The sequence below is a fragment of the Falsiroseomonas sp. E2-1-a20 genome (assembly GCF_051433195.1).
Classification (GTDB): domain Bacteria; phylum Pseudomonadota; class Alphaproteobacteria; order Acetobacterales; family Acetobacteraceae; genus Falsiroseomonas.
In genome coordinates this window covers 40,629-55,167 of the sequence record NZ_JBHMFT010000025.1, presented here as the reverse complement: position 1 = coordinate 55,167, position 14,539 = coordinate 40,629, and the positions used below count along the sequence as shown (strand labels likewise).

Genomic DNA, 14,539 nt, shown 5'->3' with positions numbered 1-14,539 from the left:
CTGGCGCAGCGCGGCGGCGTCACATCGCCCGGTCCGACAGTTGCGCAATTTCGAACACGACCTTCTCGCGAAACGCTTCGAGAAAACCGACCGGGCGGTCCGCGACCCGCACGAAGCCGGTCGCGACGTTCTCGCGCAGCCAGTGCGCCGCTTCGGCGAGCCGCATGTCGTGGTCCTCGGCGCCCTGGACCACCCCGGTCGGGAAGGCAATGGCGTTCACCACGATCCCCTCGGCAGCGGCGGCGTCGCGCGCGTCACGGGCGGGGAGGCGCGGGTTGGTCTCGGCGCCGTCGGTCGAGATGTCGATGATCCGCGAACCTTCCGCACATGGCGATGCGACCAGTTCCTGCACCGCGAACGCCACGGCCTGGCCGATGGCCGTGTTGCCGTTCCACCCGGAGCGGCGGAGGCCACGGAAATCCGCGGCGAAGCGGCGCGCGTCCCTCGCGTCACGGACGACCCTCCACTCCAGCCTCACGAGTGGCACGAAGGCGAAGTCGGCGACGAGTACCGCGAGCGGGCCAACGGTCTCCAGCCTCCGGGTCAGCCGAGGGTCTTCAAAGGCTGCCGCGGTGCCGTCACGCTGCGCCAGGTACATGCGATCGGGCACCGACGCCGAAGCATCGATGAGCAGGACGATAGCCGCCGGGCATGTTGCCGCCTGCATGGACAGCCTCGCTCCCGCACCCTGGCGCGAGCCTCACGACGCCTGGCGTGCAGGTGGCGTGGCCGTGCGGTCGCCGGGCGCGCCGCAGTTTCCTCGTCCGGCTCCGGCTATTGCAACCAGGGCAAGCACACAATTGCGGGAGAGTGGCGCGCAGCGGCAGGCGACACCGCCAGGCCTCGACTCACCAGCGACCTCGCGTCAACTGCGAATGACTCGCAATCGCGATCAATCGCAGTCGCACCCCGGCGCCTCGGTCTGCATCCCCTGCACCACGTGATGGTCGATCCACTCCGCCACCAGCCGCCGCGCCTCGGTCACCGAGGATTCCGGGTGGTGGATGCGGTACAGCGTGGTGCAGGCGGTGAAGGCCGCCAGGTCGGCATTCCCCCCGTCGCGCAGCTCCCGATAGGCGGTCACCACCGCACGTTCGCAGCGTCGGGCGATGTGGCTGAATTCGCGGCCCATGGACACTCCCGTCTTCCCCGGCGGCGCGGGATGCAAGGCGATTGAGAATGGTTCTCAACACCTGACCCGTTTATACGACGCCGCCGCCTATCGGTTCAAGTGATGCGATGCATCATTCGACCCAACCCGACTGACCGATCGTATAGGTATATTTTCTTGTGCTTGTCGCAGGACCCTGTCATCCTGACCGGCGGCCCAAGGATCTCCGATGCCCCCACACCGCCAGCCCCGCCGCACCACCCGCCCCCACCCCTGGTCCCCGATGACCGACGCCGAATGGGCCGCCCTCGCCCCACTCCTGGCTCCTCCTCGGGCCACCCCCCGCGGCCGCCCGCCCGCCGACCGCCGCCGCACCCTCGACGCCATCTTCTGGGTCGCCTGCTCGCGCGGCCCCTGGCGCGACCTGCCGCCCGAACTCGGCCGCGCCGATACCGCCCACCGCACCCTGCGCCGCTTTGCCCGATCCGGCCTGCTCGACCGCCTGCTGGCCGCGGCCCCCCGCCTCGCCTCGCTCGAATGGCGCATCGCCCGCGCCTGGCGCCGCGCCTGCCGCCTCATGTCGATGGCGAGCCTGCTGCTCGCCCGCAACCTCGGCCTTACCGCCGCCCTGCCCTGTTCGGAGGCCGACCTGCCCAACCCGGATTTGTCCGAAACCCTGCACCGCGCGCGTGAATCCGTGCTCGAATCCGGCCTGCCAATCCTGCGCTCCGGCCTGAAATGGCTGATGCTGCTGCACCGGATGGTTGGCGGCCGGCCTCAAGCCTTCCGCACAACCGCCTGATCGTAAAGCAATGTCAGCCCCGCGAAACCGCCTCCGCCAGCGCGCGGCCCACATCCTCGGTCCCGGCATTGCCACCCATGTCGCGCGTCCGCGGCCCGCCTTCCGCCAGCAGCGTCTCGATGGCGCCAACGATCGCATCCGCCGCCGCCTTCTCCCCCAGATGCTCCAGCATCATCGCGCCCGACCACACCTGCCCGATCGGGTTGCAGATCCATTGGCCGGCGATGTCCGGCGCGCTGCCATGCACCGGCTCGAACATGCTCGGATGCAGCTTCTCCGGGTTGATGTTGGCGGACGGCGCGATGCCGATCGAACCCGCAACCGCCGGGCCGAGATCGGACAGGATGTCGCCGAACAGGTTGGAGCCCACCACCACGTCGAACCAGTCCGGATGCTGCACGAAATGCGCGCACAGGATGTCGATGTGGAACTGGTCCGTGGTCACGCCCGGATACTTCTTCGCCATCTCGGCGAAGCGCTCGTCCCAGTACGGCATGGTGAAGGTGATGCCGTTGGACTTCGTCGCACTCGTCAGCTTCCGCCGCGGCCGAGTCTGCGCCAGCTCGAACGCATACTTCAGCACCCGGTCCACGCCGACGCGGGTGAAGACGCTGTCCTGCGTCACGAATTCCCGGTCGGTGCCTGGGAACATCCGCCCACCGGTCGAGGAATATTCGCCCTCGGTATTCTCCCGCACCACGTAGAAATCGATGTCCTTCGGCCCCCTATCGGCCAGCGGCGTCCGCCCGCCCGGCATCAGCTTGCAGGGCCGCAGGCTGATATACTGGTCGAACCCGCGCCGGATCGGGATCAGCAGACCCCACAGCGAGACATGGTCCGGCACCCCCGGCCAGCCCACCGCGCCCAGGAACACGCTGTCCGATTTCCGAAGCTGGTCCAGCCCGTCATCCGGCATCATCTTGCCGGTCTGCTGGTAGGTCTCGCAGGACCAGTCGTAGTGCGTCAGCTCCAGGTCGAAGCCGAAGCGCCGCGCCGCCGCATCCAGCACGCGCAGCCCCTCCGGCACCGTCTCCTTGCCGATGCCATCACCGGGAATCACGGCGATTCGGTGGGTCTTGCGGGTCATGGATGCGTCCTCCGGCGTTCCGGCGGACCCTGCTACCGCGACGCGGCGCCGGCAAGCCCACGGGCAACCCCACGCGCGCGCACCGCCGCCAGCACCGCCACCGCGAACCCCGCCAGCGCCACCCCCTGCGCCGGCCGCAGCCCCGCCTCCAGCCCCAGATTCGCGGCGAGGATCCGCCCGGCCGGCAGGTTGGTGGAGGCGGCATACCACCCCCACTCGATCGCCGCGGCACCCAGCCCCGCCACCAGCGCCAGCCCGGCCAGCGCCCAGGGGTCCGCCCGCCACCGCCCCGGCAGCAGCCGCCAGACCATCAGCAAGACGAAGACGCCCGCCAGCACCACCACCGAATCCGCCCGCGCCTTGGCCTGCAGAAACGCATGAAACACCCCGAGCCCCGCCAGCAGGTACACCCCACGGTGCAGCCGCTTCCACCGTCGCCCGAGCCGCCGCTGCCACCCATCCGAGGAGGTCCAGCCCAGCACCCCCAGCCCCAGCAGCACCGCGAACCCCAAGGTCAGGTAGAACCGCAGCACGATCTCGGACCCGACCTCGACCAGGTTCCAGCCGAGATGCCCGGCATACAGCACCAGGTGCAGCAGGGCGTACCCCAGCGCCACCAGCCCCAGCATCCGCCGCAGCGTCACCACCTGGGGCCAGGCCGCGACGAACCGCAGCGGCGTCACCGCCAGGCTCACCAGCAGCAGCCGCAGCGCATGCGTCCCCGCCTCCCGCGTCGCCGCCTTCCACGGCTCCGCCCCCATCTCGCCGGCGCCCAGCAGCGCCAGCAGCACCAGCCCCGGCGCCAGCGCCGCCGCCAGCACGCAGGCGCGCAGCCAGGAAAACCGCCGCGCGCGATCCAGCCACGGCCAGGGAATCGCGGCGCCGGGCGCCCCCACCGCTTCGCTGGCCCCGGCCGGCAGGTTCCGCCGGCTCACAGCCACCCCCGCCGCAGGATCTCGCCCGCCACGCGCCCCACCTCATCCAGCGGCGCCCGCGCGAAGGGCTCCGGCGCACGCTCCAGCGGCCGCGCCTGGCCTGCCGCGTACAGGCTTTCATGCAGCGCGAGGTGCCGCCGCCCCTCATCCCCCATCGGCGCGACGAACACCGGCGCCGCCGTCACCAGCGCCTCCGACAGCATGGAGACGCTGTCCCCGCTCACCACCAGCACATCCGCCCAGGCCAGCACACCGAGATACGGGTTGGCACCGGCATCCCCCCAGCGATGCAGCCGGTGCGGCACGCCCGCCAGCGCCGCGCCGAGCGCCGCCGCAGCCGCGGCACCGGTCCTGCGGCTGGTCGTCGCCAGCACGCTGCCGGCGAAGCCCGCCACCCGCGCGCCGAGCGTCGCCGCGAGGTCCGGCGCCAGCCCCTCCCCCCGCACCGGCCCACCCAGCAGCAGACCCACCCGCGGCGAGGGCAACTCGGCAAACCCGGCGTAGACATCCCGCGCCGCCGCCAGCTTTCCGGGCGTGACCCGATGCGTGGCGCCCAGGATCGCCAGCACCTCCGGCACCCGGGCCGGCGCGTCATGCCGCCCGAGGACCGACAGGTCGAACCGCCCCGCGGCCCGCATGCACTGCACCGTCCGCACCCCGCGCGCGCCGAGCCACCGCACCACCGGCCCCGCCCGCCGCCCGGCGGAGATCACCAGGCGCGGCCAGGGCGGCACGAAGGCCGCGCGGGCCTGCGGCGTCAGCCCGGCGAGCGTCGGGAACGGCAACGGCAGCCGCGCCAGCGCCCCCCACTCCAGCGCCACGATGCGATGCGCCACCGGCAGGCGCTCCGCGATGCCGAGCGCCTGCGCCGCCGTCCCGGCGCGCGGGTCCACCAGCACCCAGACGGGCTCCGTCATGGACGAACCCGCGGGACATGGTTACGAACGGACGACACGCCGAGTTCAGGAATTCGCAAAGATGGCCATCCCGCACGCCTCCGACTGGGACCGCGACGCCGCGCTGACGACCGCGCGCATCCTGCTCGAGATCAAGGCGGTGAACTTCCGACCGGAGGAGCCCTACACCTTCACCAGCGGCTGGAAGAGCCCGGTCTACATCGATTGCCGCAAGATCATCTCCTTCCCCCGCGCCCGCAACCAGATCTGCGAGCTGGCGGTGCAGAAGATCGGCCGGCACATCGGCTACGAATCGATCGACGTGGTGGTGGGCGGCGAAACCGCCGGCATCCCCTTCGGCGCCTGGATCGCCGACCGCATGATGGCGCCGATGGCCTATGTGCGGAAGAAGCCCAAGGGCTTCGGCCGCAACGCCCAGATCGAGGGCGAGGTCCCCGTCGGCCAGCGCACCCTGCTGGTCGAGGACCTGACCACCGACGGCGCCAGCAAGATCCGCTTCGCCAACGCGCTGCGGGAAGCCGGCACGATCTGCGACCATACCTTCGTGGTGTTCTACTACGGCGTCTTCCCCGGCAGCTTCGAGCAGATGAAGGCCATGGGCCTCAACCTGCACCACCTGGCCACCTGGTGGGACGTGCTGGAAGTCTGCCGCGAACGCCCATATTTCTCGGAAGCCGCGCTGAAGGAAGTGCGCAAGTTCCTGGAGGACCCGGTCGGCTGGTCCGGCGCGCATGGCGGCATCGGGTCGCTCGCGGAGGCGAAGCCGAAGGACGGCAGCGAGTAGGGGAGGCGAGGATGGTGCGCATCAGCCTGGAATTGCCCGAGGAACAGGCCGCACGGCTGCAACGCCTCGCCGCGTTCCGTGCGACGACGACCGAGGCGCTGCTGACCGAGGTCGCGCAGGGTCTGGTGGCCGATGCTGCCGCCCTTGAAGCCTGGATCGGTCAGGGAGAGGCGGAGGCCGCTGCGGGCCGGACTGTCGCCTTCGAGGAGGTGATGGCCGATCTCGACGACATCATCGCGCGGGCGCCGAGGGCTTCTTGAAGCGTCTCCGCGTCACGCTCGTGGCGCGGCGCGACCTGATCGATGCCGTGGACTATACTGCGCGCGAGAATCGCGGCGCAGCCGAACGGCTCCGCGCTCGGCTCATCGAGGCCGCTGGCAGGCTCGGCACCTTCCCCGCGATGGGCCGCAGCGATGAAATGGGCCGGCGGCTGTTCGCGGTCCCGGGCACGCCGTTCCTGTTGATCTACCGCGAGGAGGCGGACCACGTCCTGATCCTGCGCGTCTGGCATGGAGCCCGCCAATGGCCGCCCGCTGGCTGACCCTCGCCCTTCTCGCCCTCGCCGTCCCGGCGCAGGCCCAGCCGGCGCGGGATACGCTGACCATCGGCATCACGCAGTACCCGGCGACCTTCCACCCCAACATCGAGAGCATGGCGGCGAAGTCCTATGTCGGCGGCTTCACCCGCCGGCCGCTGACGGCGCGGGATGCCGACTGGAACCTGACCTGCCTCGGCTGCGTCACCGTGCCGAGCCTGGAGAACGGCCTCGCCACGCGGGAACAGACGCCGGATGGCAAGGCCGGCATCCGCGTCACCTGGGAATTGCGGGAGGGCTGGGCCTGGGGCGACGGCACGCCGGTGACGGCGGAGGACCTGCTGTTCGCCTGGCAGGCCGGGCGCGACTTCTCCACCGGCTTCAGCGGCAGCGAATTCTACCGCCGCGCCTATGAGGCGATCGTCGAGGGCCCGCGCCGCATCACGCTGCGCTTCGACCAGGTGACCTTCGAATACGGCAGCAGCGGGGACTGGGTGCCGCTGCCCGCGCATATCGAGCGCGCGCGCTGGGAAGCGGAGCCGCGCAGCTACCGCACCCGCAGCGCCTACGAGACCGAGACCACCAACCCCGGCCTGTGGAACGGCCCCTACCGGGTTTCCGCCACCTCGCCCGGGTCCGGCGTGACGCTGGAGCGCAATGCGCATTGGGCCGGCGCCGCCCCCGCGTTCCGCCGGATCAACATCCGCACGGTGGAGAACACCGCGGCGCTGGAGGCGCAGCTTCTGGCCGGGCAGATCGACATGGTGGCGGGCGAGCTCGGCCTGCCGCTGGAACAGGTGACGGCGCTGGAACGCCGCGCCCGCACCCGCTTCCGCTTCGAATACAAGCCGGGCCTGATCTACGAGCATCTCGACCTGATGCTGGACAATCCGATCCTCGCCGACCGCCGCGTGCGCCAGGCGCTGGTGCTGGGCACGGACCGCGCGCAGATCGTGGCGCGGCTGTTCGAGGGGCGGCAGACGGTGGCGCATACCACGGTCAACCCGCTGGACGGCATGCATGACGACGCCGTGCGCCGATGGCCCTTCGATGCGGCGCGGGCCGCCGCGCTGCTCGCCGAGGCCGGATGGACGCCCGGCCCGGACGGCATCCGCCGCAACGCGGCCGGGGAGCGCCTGACCATCGAGCTGATGACCACCGCCGGCAACCGGTCCCGCGAGCAGGTGCAGCAGGTGTTGCAGGGCATGTGGCGGACGCTCGGCATCGAGACGCGCATCCGCAACGAGCCGCCGCGGGTCTTCTTCGGCGAGACCGTCTCCCGCCGCCGCTTCACCGGCGCCGCGCTGTTCGCCTGGATCAGCAGCCCGGAGAACGTGCCGCGCAGCACGCTGCACTCCGACGAGATCCCGACCGCCGCGCGCAACTTCTCTGGCCAGAACTACACGGGTTTCCGCAACGCGGAGATGGACGCGCTGCTGGAGGCGTTGCCGATCGAACTAGATCGCGAGCGCCGCCGCGTGCTGTGGCACCGCCTGCAGGCGATCTATGCCGAGGAGTTGCCGGCGATCCCGCTATGGTTCCGATCCGACGCGCATGTCTGGCCGACCTGGCTGGAGGGGGTGCGGCCGACCGGGCACCTGAATGCGTCCTCCAACTGGGTCGAGCAGTGGCGGGTCGCGCGCTGATGCTGGACCATGTCTCCATCGCCGTGGTGGACCTGGCGCGGGCGGCGCGGTTCTACGATGCGGTGATGGCGGCGCTCGGCCAGCCCTGCGTGTGGCGGGAGGAGCGCGCCATCGGCTACGGGCTGCGCGATGCCGGCAGCTACCTGACCATCCGCGCCGGCGCCACGGCGGCGGATGCGGCCTGCCACTGGGCGTTCCGGGCCAAGGGGCGCGCCGCAGTGCGGGACTTCCATGCGGCGGGGCTGGCGGCGGGTGGCACGGATGACGGCGCGCCGGGGCTGCGCCCGATCTACCACCCGCACTACTACGCGGCCTTCCTGCGCGACCCGGACGGCAACCGCATCGAGGCGGTGTTCCACGGGCCGGAGGCGTGATCCGTCTGCTGGCCGGGCGGCTTGTGCAGATCGCGGTGACGCTGGCGGTCCTGTCCTTCGCCATGTTCCTGTTGATCGGGTTGATGCCGGGCGACCCGATCGACCTCGCCATCGCCGGCGACCCGCGGCTGACGGCGGAGGATGCGGCGCGGCTGCGGGCGCTGCACGGGTTGGACCAGCCGCTGCTCACCCGCTACCTCGCCTGGGCCGGCGCACTGCTTGGCGGCGAGTTCGGCTATTCGCGGCTGTTCGCGCAGCCGGTGGCGCAGATCATCGGGCCGGCGCTGGGCTCCACGCTGGTGCTGCTGGGGGCGGCGGTGGCGGTCTCGGCGGTGGTGGGGCTCGGGCTCGGGGCGCTGGCGGCGATGCGGCCACGCTTCGCGCCCTTCGCGGATGCGGTTGCCATACTCGGGCAGTCGGCACCGAGCTTCTGGCTCGGCATCCTGCTGATCATCGTCTTCGCGGTGACGCTCGGCTGGCTGCCGGCGGGCGGGACGCCGGAGGGCGGCGCGGTGGAGGCGCTGCGCTTCCTGGTGCTGCCGGTGGCGACGCTGGCGGTGGCGAACCTCGCGGCCTATGCGCGGCACAGCGCGGCGGAACTGACGCAGGTTCTGCAATCGCCCTGGATCACCGCGGCGCGGGCGCGGGGCGTGGGAGAAATGCGGCTGCTGCTGCGGCATGCGGCGCCCAATGCGGCGGTGCCGATCCTGCAGGTGGCGGCGCTGGATGCGGGCAGCCTGGTCGGTGGCGCGCTGATCACGGAGACGCTGTTCGCGCGGCCCGGGATGGGCAAGCTGATCTATGACGCGGTGATGGGCAACGACACCAACCTGGCGCTGGTGGCGCTGCTGCTGGTGGCGCTGGTGACGATGCTGGCGACGCTGGCGGCGGATATTGGGCAGCGGGCGCTTGATCCGAGGCTGGCGTGAGGGTGGGGCTGGCCCCCCTCACCCAACCCTCTCCCCCCCGAGGGGGGAGAGGGCTTTGAGGTTGGCGGTGGGAGTGCTGCTCCTGGGGATGCTGGGGCTCGGGGCGGCGGCGGCGCCGCTGGTGGCGGGGTGGCTTGGGGTGGAGGCGGCGGGGACGGATCTGTTCAACCGGTTTGCCGAAGCCTCGGCGGCGCATCCCCTGGGCACGGATGACCTGGGGCGCGATGTGCTGGTGCGGCTGCTGGAGGGGGCGCGGGTGTCGCTGGCGGTCGGCGTCGCAACGGCCGTGGCGGCAACCGTGATCGGCACCGGCATCGGGCTGCTGGCGGCCTGGCGTGGCGGGGTGGTGGATGCGGTGCTGATGCGGCTGGCGGATGGCATGCTGGCGCTGCCGGCCCTGCCGGTGCTGGTGGTGCTGGCCGCCGCCGATACCGGGCGGATCGGGCTGCCGCGCGGCGAGGCGGCCTCCGACATCGTCCGGATCGTCGCCATCCTGTCCGTGTTCGGCTGGGTCGGCGTGGCGCGGCTGGTGCGGGCGGCGGCGCTTTCGGTGCTGGCGCGCGACTATGTGCGGGCGGCGCGGGCGCTCGGCGCCTCCGAGGCGCGGGTGCTGTGGTGGCATGTGGCGCCGAACATCGCCGGGCCAGTGGCGGTCGCGGCGGCGCTGACCGTGGCGGGGGCGATCCTGGCGGAGAGCACGCTGAGCTTCCTCGGGCTTGGCATCGCGCCGCCGGCGGCGAGCTGGGGGAACATGCTCGCCAATGCGCAGGACCTGGTGTTCAGCGCGCCCTGGGTCGCGGTGTGGCCGGGACTGGCCATATTGGTGGCGGTCGCCGGCTGCACCTTGGTGGCGGATGGATTGCGGCGCTGATGCGCGCCGACTTCATCGATGTTTCATCCGAACGACAGATGGATGTTGCCCAGTCTGGCTAGGAAGGCGCCTCCCAGCAACCGCCAGGACGCGCCATGATGCCGCACGACCTTCGCCACCTGCCCCACGACATCGATGCGGGCGACGAGGTGCCTTCCAACGCCTCCGCCAACACGCATTTCAACGACGTCGCGCAGGCTCGCCTCGGCCGTCGCGGCCTGTTGGTTGGCGGCCTCGGCGCCGCCATCAGCGGCTTCATCGGAGCCGGAACCCGGCCAGCCGGCGCCCAGGGCCGCGCGGAGGCGGCCACGCTGCAGAGTCCGATGATCGGCTTCAAGCCGGTCCCGATCAGCCCGAACGACACCGTCGTGGTGCCGGAAGGCTATTCGGTGCAGGTGATCATCCCGCAGGGCACGCCGCTCAGCGGCGTGCCGGCCGGCAAGACCCTGGTTGCCATGACCGCGGCCGAGCAGGGTGCCGCCATCGGCGCGCATCATGACGGGATGCATTTCTTCCCGATCGAGGGGATCGAGCCGGACCAGGGCAGCAGCACCGATGGCTTCCTGGTGCTGAACCATGAGTATGTCGAGCCGCGCTTCATGCATGCGCGCGCTGCCGGCCTGGCCCTCGGCAGCGGCCGCATGCCGCTGGTCGATGGTGCCCGCGCCGCGGATGAGGCGATGAAGGAAATCAACGCCCATGGCGTGAGCGTGGTGCGCATCGCCCGCGGTCCGGATGGCAGATGGGCGGTGAAGGCCGACCCGCGCAACCGCCGGGTCACCGGGGCGACGCCGATGGAGATCGGTGGCCCGGTGCGCGGCCATGCGCTGGTCCGCACAAGATACAGCCCTGACGGCACGCGGGTGCGCGGCACGCTGAACAACTGCGCGCATGGCGTGACGCCCTGGAACACCTACCTCGCCGCGGAGGAGAACTGGGCCGGCTACTTCCGCAACCTGGACCAGCAGGACCAGAAGCCCGACCTGCCGCGCGAGCATGCGCGTTATGGCGTGCCGACCGCGCAGGGCCGCTACAACTGGGACCAGGTGTCCGGCGGCGGCGACGATTTCGTGCGCTTCAACGCCTCCTCCACCGGGGCCGACGCGACGCAGGACTACCGCAACGAGCCGAACGCCTTCGGCTGGGTGGTGGAGATCGATCCCTGGAACCCGGACAGCACGCCGGTGAAGCGCACGTCGCTCGGCCGCTTCGCGCATGAGGGCGTGGTGTTCGGGCCGGCGCGGGAAGGCCGGCCTGTGGTCGCCTATGCCGGCGACGATTCGGTCAACGAATACATCTACAAATTCGTCTCCGCCCGGCCCTTCGCCCGCGCCACGGCGAATGGCAGCCTGCTGGATGAGGGCACGCTGTATGTCGCGAGGTTCAATGCGGATGGCAGCGGCGAATGGCTGCCGCTGGTCCACGGCCAGGGCCCGCTGACCGCCGCCAACGGCTTCCGCGACCAGGGCGAGGTGCTGGTCAATACCCGCGCCGCCGCCGATGCGCTGGGTGCGACGAAGATGGACCGGCCGGAATGGGGCGCGGTCGACCCGCGCGACGGCCGCGTCTACTTCACGCTGACCAACAACACCCGGCGCACCGCCGAGCAGGTCAACCCGGCCAACCCCCGCGCGCGCAACCAGTTCGGCCACATCATCCGCTGGCGGGAGGCGAATGACGACCACGCCGCGACCCGGTTCGACTGGGACCTGTTCCTGATCGCCGGGCCGGAGGGCGACAGCCGCCTCGCCGGCACCGCCTCCGTCACGGCCGACAACATGCTCGCCTGCCCGGACGGCCTGTGGTTCGACGCCGAGGGCCGGCTGTGGATCCAGACCGACATCGGCGAGAGGCAACAGCTCCAGGGTGACCTCGCGCCCTTCGGCAACAACGCGATGCTGTGTGCGAACCCGATCACCGGCGAGATGCGCCGCTTCCTGACCGGCCCGAACGGCCAGGAGATCACCGGCGTGACCACCACGCCGGACCGGCGGACGATGTTCGTGAACGTCCAGCACCCGGGTGCCACGACCAGCCCTGAGGACTGGGCCGCGGGCAGGCCCAACAGTAGCTTCCCGCCGGGCAGCAGCCTGCCGCTGTCGGCGACGCTGGTCATCACCAAGGATGACGGCGGCATCATCGGGACCTGAGGCCGGCGCCTGCACCGCCCGGTTCTAGCTGGCGGCGGAGGCGCACGGTGGCGGGGCGTGGACGGTGACGGGCGGCGCCTCGCCCTGCCAGGCCTCGATCTGCACCAGGCAGGATTGCGCGGCGCTGCCCTGGCCGAGGCGGGAAGTGCCGACATCGGAGGTCAGCACGTTGGGGTTGCCGTGCAGGCAGGTGCTGTCGGTGGCGCCGGGACGTTCGGGGTTCCACCAGGCGCCGGTGGCCATGGCGACGACGCCGGGGCGGATCTCCTCCGTCACGCGCAGTCCGGCGGCGACGGCGCCGCGGTCGTTGAAGACGCGGATCATCTGGCCATCCACCAGGCTGCGGGCGGCGGCATCCACAGGGTTCATGCGCAGCTTCTCGCGGCCCTGGATCTTGTCGGCGGCCGCGACCCGGCCGCTGTCGAGCTGGCCATGCAGGCGCGTGGCGGGCTGGAAGGACAGCATGTGCAGCGGGTATTTTTGGGCGAGGGCACTGCCGAGGAACTCGGTCGGCTCGCGCCAGACGGCGTGGCCGGGGGTTTCGGCGTAGCCGAAGCCGGCGATGGTCTCGGAGAAGATTTCCACTTTCCCGGAAGGTGTGTTCAGCGGGTTCGCGGCCGGGTCGGCGGCGAAGTCGGCGAACTGGACGTAGTCCGTGGCGGGCGGCGGGATCTCGACGTAGCCGGTTTCCCAGAACGTCTCGAAATCCGGCACCCGGATATCCTGCGCGGCGCAGGCCTGGCGCCAGCGGCCGTACAAATGCTGCAGCCAGGCGGATTCGTCGCGCTGTTCGGTGAAGCCGGCGCGGAAGCCGGCGGCATCGGCGAGGTCGGCGAAGATGTCCGTGTCGTTGCGCGCCTGGCCGACCGGGGCGATGGCCTGGTGCATGGCGCGGACGAAGCGGTCGCGGGACGCGCTGCCGATGTCGTTGCGCTCCAGGCTGGTGGTCGCCGGCAGCACGATGTCGGCGTGGCGCGCGACGGCGGTCCACCAGGGCTCGTTCACCACGACGGTATCCGCCCGGTTCCAACCGCGCAGCAGGCGGCCGAGGTCCTGGTGGTGGTGGAAGGGGTTGCCGCCGGCCCACCAGATCATGCGGATGTCGGGCAGCAGCAGGTCGCGGCCGTTGTATTGCAGGATCTCGCCGGGACGCTCCAGCAGCTCCGTCACGCGGGCGACCGGGATGTAGGCGCCGCAGGGGTTGCGGACGGCGGGGCCGGCGACGGAGGGCACCTCGTGCCGCGGCGTGCCCATGCCGTTCATGCTGCCATAGCCGAAGGCGATCCCCTGCCCCGGCCTGCCGATACCGCCCAGCATGGCGGCGAGGGCGACCAGCGCCCACCAGGGCTGCTCGCCGTGTTCGGCGCGCTGGATGGACCAGGTGGCGGTGCACATGGTGGGGGCGGCCGCGGCCTCCAGCGCCAGGCGGCGGATGGTCTCGGCCGGCACGTCGGTCAGCGCGGCGGCCCAGCCGGGGGTTTTCGGAACTCCGTCCGGCTTGCCGAGGACATAGTCGCGGAACGCCTCGTAGCCGACGGTGCAGCGGGACAGGAAGGCGGCATCCTCCCGCCCGGCCTCGATCAGCACATGGGCCATGGCGAACATCATCGCCGCGTCGGTGTTCGGCCGGATCGGCACCCATTCGCCGCCGAGGAACTCGGGAAAATCGCCGCGGAAGGGGGAGATGTTGACGAAGCGCACGCCGGCGGCGGCGGCCTGGCGCATCAGCGGCACGTATTCATGCGCGCCGCCGCCGCCCGAGGTCACCAGCCCGTTCTTCAGCGGCAGGCCGCCGAAGCAGAGCATCAGCCTGGTGTTGCGGGCGATGCTGCCCCAGTCCGTCACCCGCCCCTGGATGACCTCGTTGGTGCCGAGGATGTGCGGCATCAGGGTCATGCCGGCGCCGTAGGAATAGTTCGTCACCTGGCTGGTGAAGCCGCCGCCCATGCCGAGGAAGCGGTGGAGCTGGGTGCGGGCGTGGTGGTAGCGGCCGGCGGAGGACCAGCCATAGCTGCCGCCGAGGATGGAGGGCGCGCCGTGTTCGGCGCGGATGCGGGCGGTTTCCTCGGCGACCAGGCGGATCGCCTCGTCCCAGTCCAGCGGGATGAAGCTGTCGCCGCCACGGGCGGAACCGCGCCGTTCGCCACGCAGCCAGCCGGCGCGGGCATAGGGCCGGTCGATGCGCGCGGCACCGTGAACGGCGTCCGGCATCGAGGCCAGCAGGGAGCCGGGGCGCGGGTCGCGGGCGAAGGGGCGGGCCTCGGTGAGGCGGCCATTCTCGACCACCGCCTCGAAGGCGCCCCAATGGGAGGAATGCGGTTTCGTCACGGTCATGAAGTATCCTGCGGCTGGGCGGGCGTTGCGGCAACCTCGATCGGATGGCTTACAGGCGGCGCGA

At 71.4% G+C, this 14,539-nt stretch carries 15 protein-coding genes; 9 read left to right on the top strand and 6 right to left on the bottom strand.

All coding sequences use genetic code 11. From position 1 onward, the window contains the following. Positions 1–19 precede the first annotated feature (19 nt). Both ACFHPP_RS23345 and ACFHPP_RS23340 read right to left on the bottom strand, forming a co-directional pair. Positions 20–667: a DUF1194 domain-containing protein gene (locus ACFHPP_RS23345; RefSeq protein WP_437165641.1), complete on the bottom strand. Its 648-nt coding sequence runs from the start codon at positions 665–667 to the stop codon at positions 20–22. A gap of 225 nt (positions 668–892) precedes the next feature. Further along, positions 893–1,132 carry a hypothetical protein gene (locus ACFHPP_RS23340; protein ID WP_437165640.1) on the bottom strand — a complete coding sequence of 80 codons (240 nt, stop codon included), beginning with the start codon at positions 1,130–1,132 and terminating at the stop codon, positions 893–895. Positions 1,133–1,340: 208 nt separating this feature from the next. Here ACFHPP_RS23340 and ACFHPP_RS23335 point away from each other — a divergent pair, with 208 nt between their 5' ends. Beyond that, complete coding sequence (locus ACFHPP_RS23335) at positions 1,341–1,913, top strand: transposase (protein ID WP_437165639.1); 573 nt, start codon at positions 1,341–1,343, stop codon at positions 1,911–1,913. Positions 1,914–1,926: 13 nt separating this feature from the next. On the opposite strand, the gene ACFHPP_RS23330 is transcribed toward ACFHPP_RS23335, so the two are convergent. The 3 genes from ACFHPP_RS23330 to ACFHPP_RS23320 are packed head-to-tail and all read right to left on the bottom strand — an operon-like array spanning position 1,927 to position 4,852. After that, the gene (locus ACFHPP_RS23330) at positions 1,927–3,000 is read right to left on the bottom strand and encodes a tartrate dehydrogenase (protein ID WP_437165638.1); all 1,074 of its coding nucleotides are present in this window, start codon (positions 2,998–3,000) and stop codon (positions 1,927–1,929) included. A 32-nt stretch (positions 3,001–3,032) separates the two neighbouring features. Continuing rightward, entirely contained in the window at positions 3,033–3,935 is a 903-nt protein-coding gene (locus tag ACFHPP_RS23325) for a sulfite oxidase heme-binding subunit YedZ (RefSeq protein WP_437165637.1), read from the bottom strand. Continuing rightward, positions 3,932–4,852, bottom strand: coding sequence for a mitochondrial fission ELM1 family protein (locus ACFHPP_RS23320; protein WP_437165636.1), 921 nt, complete (start codon positions 4,850–4,852; stop codon positions 3,932–3,934). The genes ACFHPP_RS23325 and ACFHPP_RS23320 overlap by 4 nt, the downstream gene beginning before the upstream one ends. Before the next feature lie 61 nt (positions 4,853–4,913). Between ACFHPP_RS23320 and ACFHPP_RS23315 the strand changes: the two genes are divergently transcribed. From ACFHPP_RS23315 to ACFHPP_RS23280, 8 genes are all read left to right on the top strand, one after another. Beyond that, positions 4,914–5,636, top strand: a complete 723-nt coding sequence (locus tag ACFHPP_RS23315; RefSeq protein WP_430667826.1) for an orotate phosphoribosyltransferase — start codon at positions 4,914–4,916, stop codon at positions 5,634–5,636. Between the two features lie 11 nt (positions 5,637–5,647). Continuing rightward, positions 5,648–5,896, top strand: a complete 249-nt coding sequence (locus tag ACFHPP_RS23310) for a hypothetical protein (protein WP_437165635.1) — start codon at positions 5,648–5,650, stop codon at positions 5,894–5,896. Continuing rightward, on the top strand, positions 5,893–6,177 hold the full coding sequence (locus tag ACFHPP_RS23305; RefSeq protein WP_437165634.1) for a type II toxin-antitoxin system RelE/ParE family toxin: 285 nt from the start codon (positions 5,893–5,895) through the stop codon (positions 6,175–6,177). The genes ACFHPP_RS23310 and ACFHPP_RS23305 overlap by 4 nt, the downstream gene beginning before the upstream one ends. Beyond that, a complete protein-coding gene (locus ACFHPP_RS23300) occupies positions 6,159–7,817 on the top strand; it encodes a peptide ABC transporter substrate-binding protein (protein WP_437165633.1) in 1,659 nt (552 codons plus the stop codon). Before ACFHPP_RS23305 ends, ACFHPP_RS23300 begins: the two co-directional genes overlap by 19 nt. After that, positions 7,799–8,191: a VOC family protein gene (locus tag ACFHPP_RS23295; protein WP_437165632.1), complete on the top strand. Its 393-nt coding sequence runs from the start codon at positions 7,799–7,801 to the stop codon at positions 8,189–8,191. The genes ACFHPP_RS23300 and ACFHPP_RS23295 overlap by 19 nt, the downstream gene beginning before the upstream one ends. Continuing rightward, on the top strand, positions 8,188–9,120 hold the full coding sequence (locus ACFHPP_RS23290) for an ABC transporter permease (RefSeq protein WP_437165631.1): 933 nt from the start codon (positions 8,188–8,190) through the stop codon (positions 9,118–9,120). Before ACFHPP_RS23295 ends, ACFHPP_RS23290 begins: the two co-directional genes overlap by 4 nt. 67 nt (positions 9,121–9,187) lie before the next feature. After that, entirely contained in the window at positions 9,188–9,991 is an 804-nt protein-coding gene (locus ACFHPP_RS23285) for an ABC transporter permease (RefSeq protein ID WP_437165630.1), read from the top strand. A 95-nt stretch (positions 9,992–10,086) separates the two neighbouring features. Continuing rightward, positions 10,087–12,141: a PhoX family protein gene (locus ACFHPP_RS23280; protein ID WP_437165629.1), complete on the top strand. Its 2,055-nt coding sequence runs from the start codon at positions 10,087–10,089 to the stop codon at positions 12,139–12,141. Positions 12,142–12,165: 24 nt separating this feature from the next. On the opposite strand, the gene ACFHPP_RS23275 is transcribed toward ACFHPP_RS23280, so the two are convergent. Further along, complete coding sequence (locus ACFHPP_RS23275; protein WP_437165628.1) at positions 12,166–14,475, bottom strand: molybdopterin-dependent oxidoreductase; 2,310 nt, start codon at positions 14,473–14,475, stop codon at positions 12,166–12,168. Between the last annotated feature and the right edge of the window lie 64 nt (positions 14,476–14,539).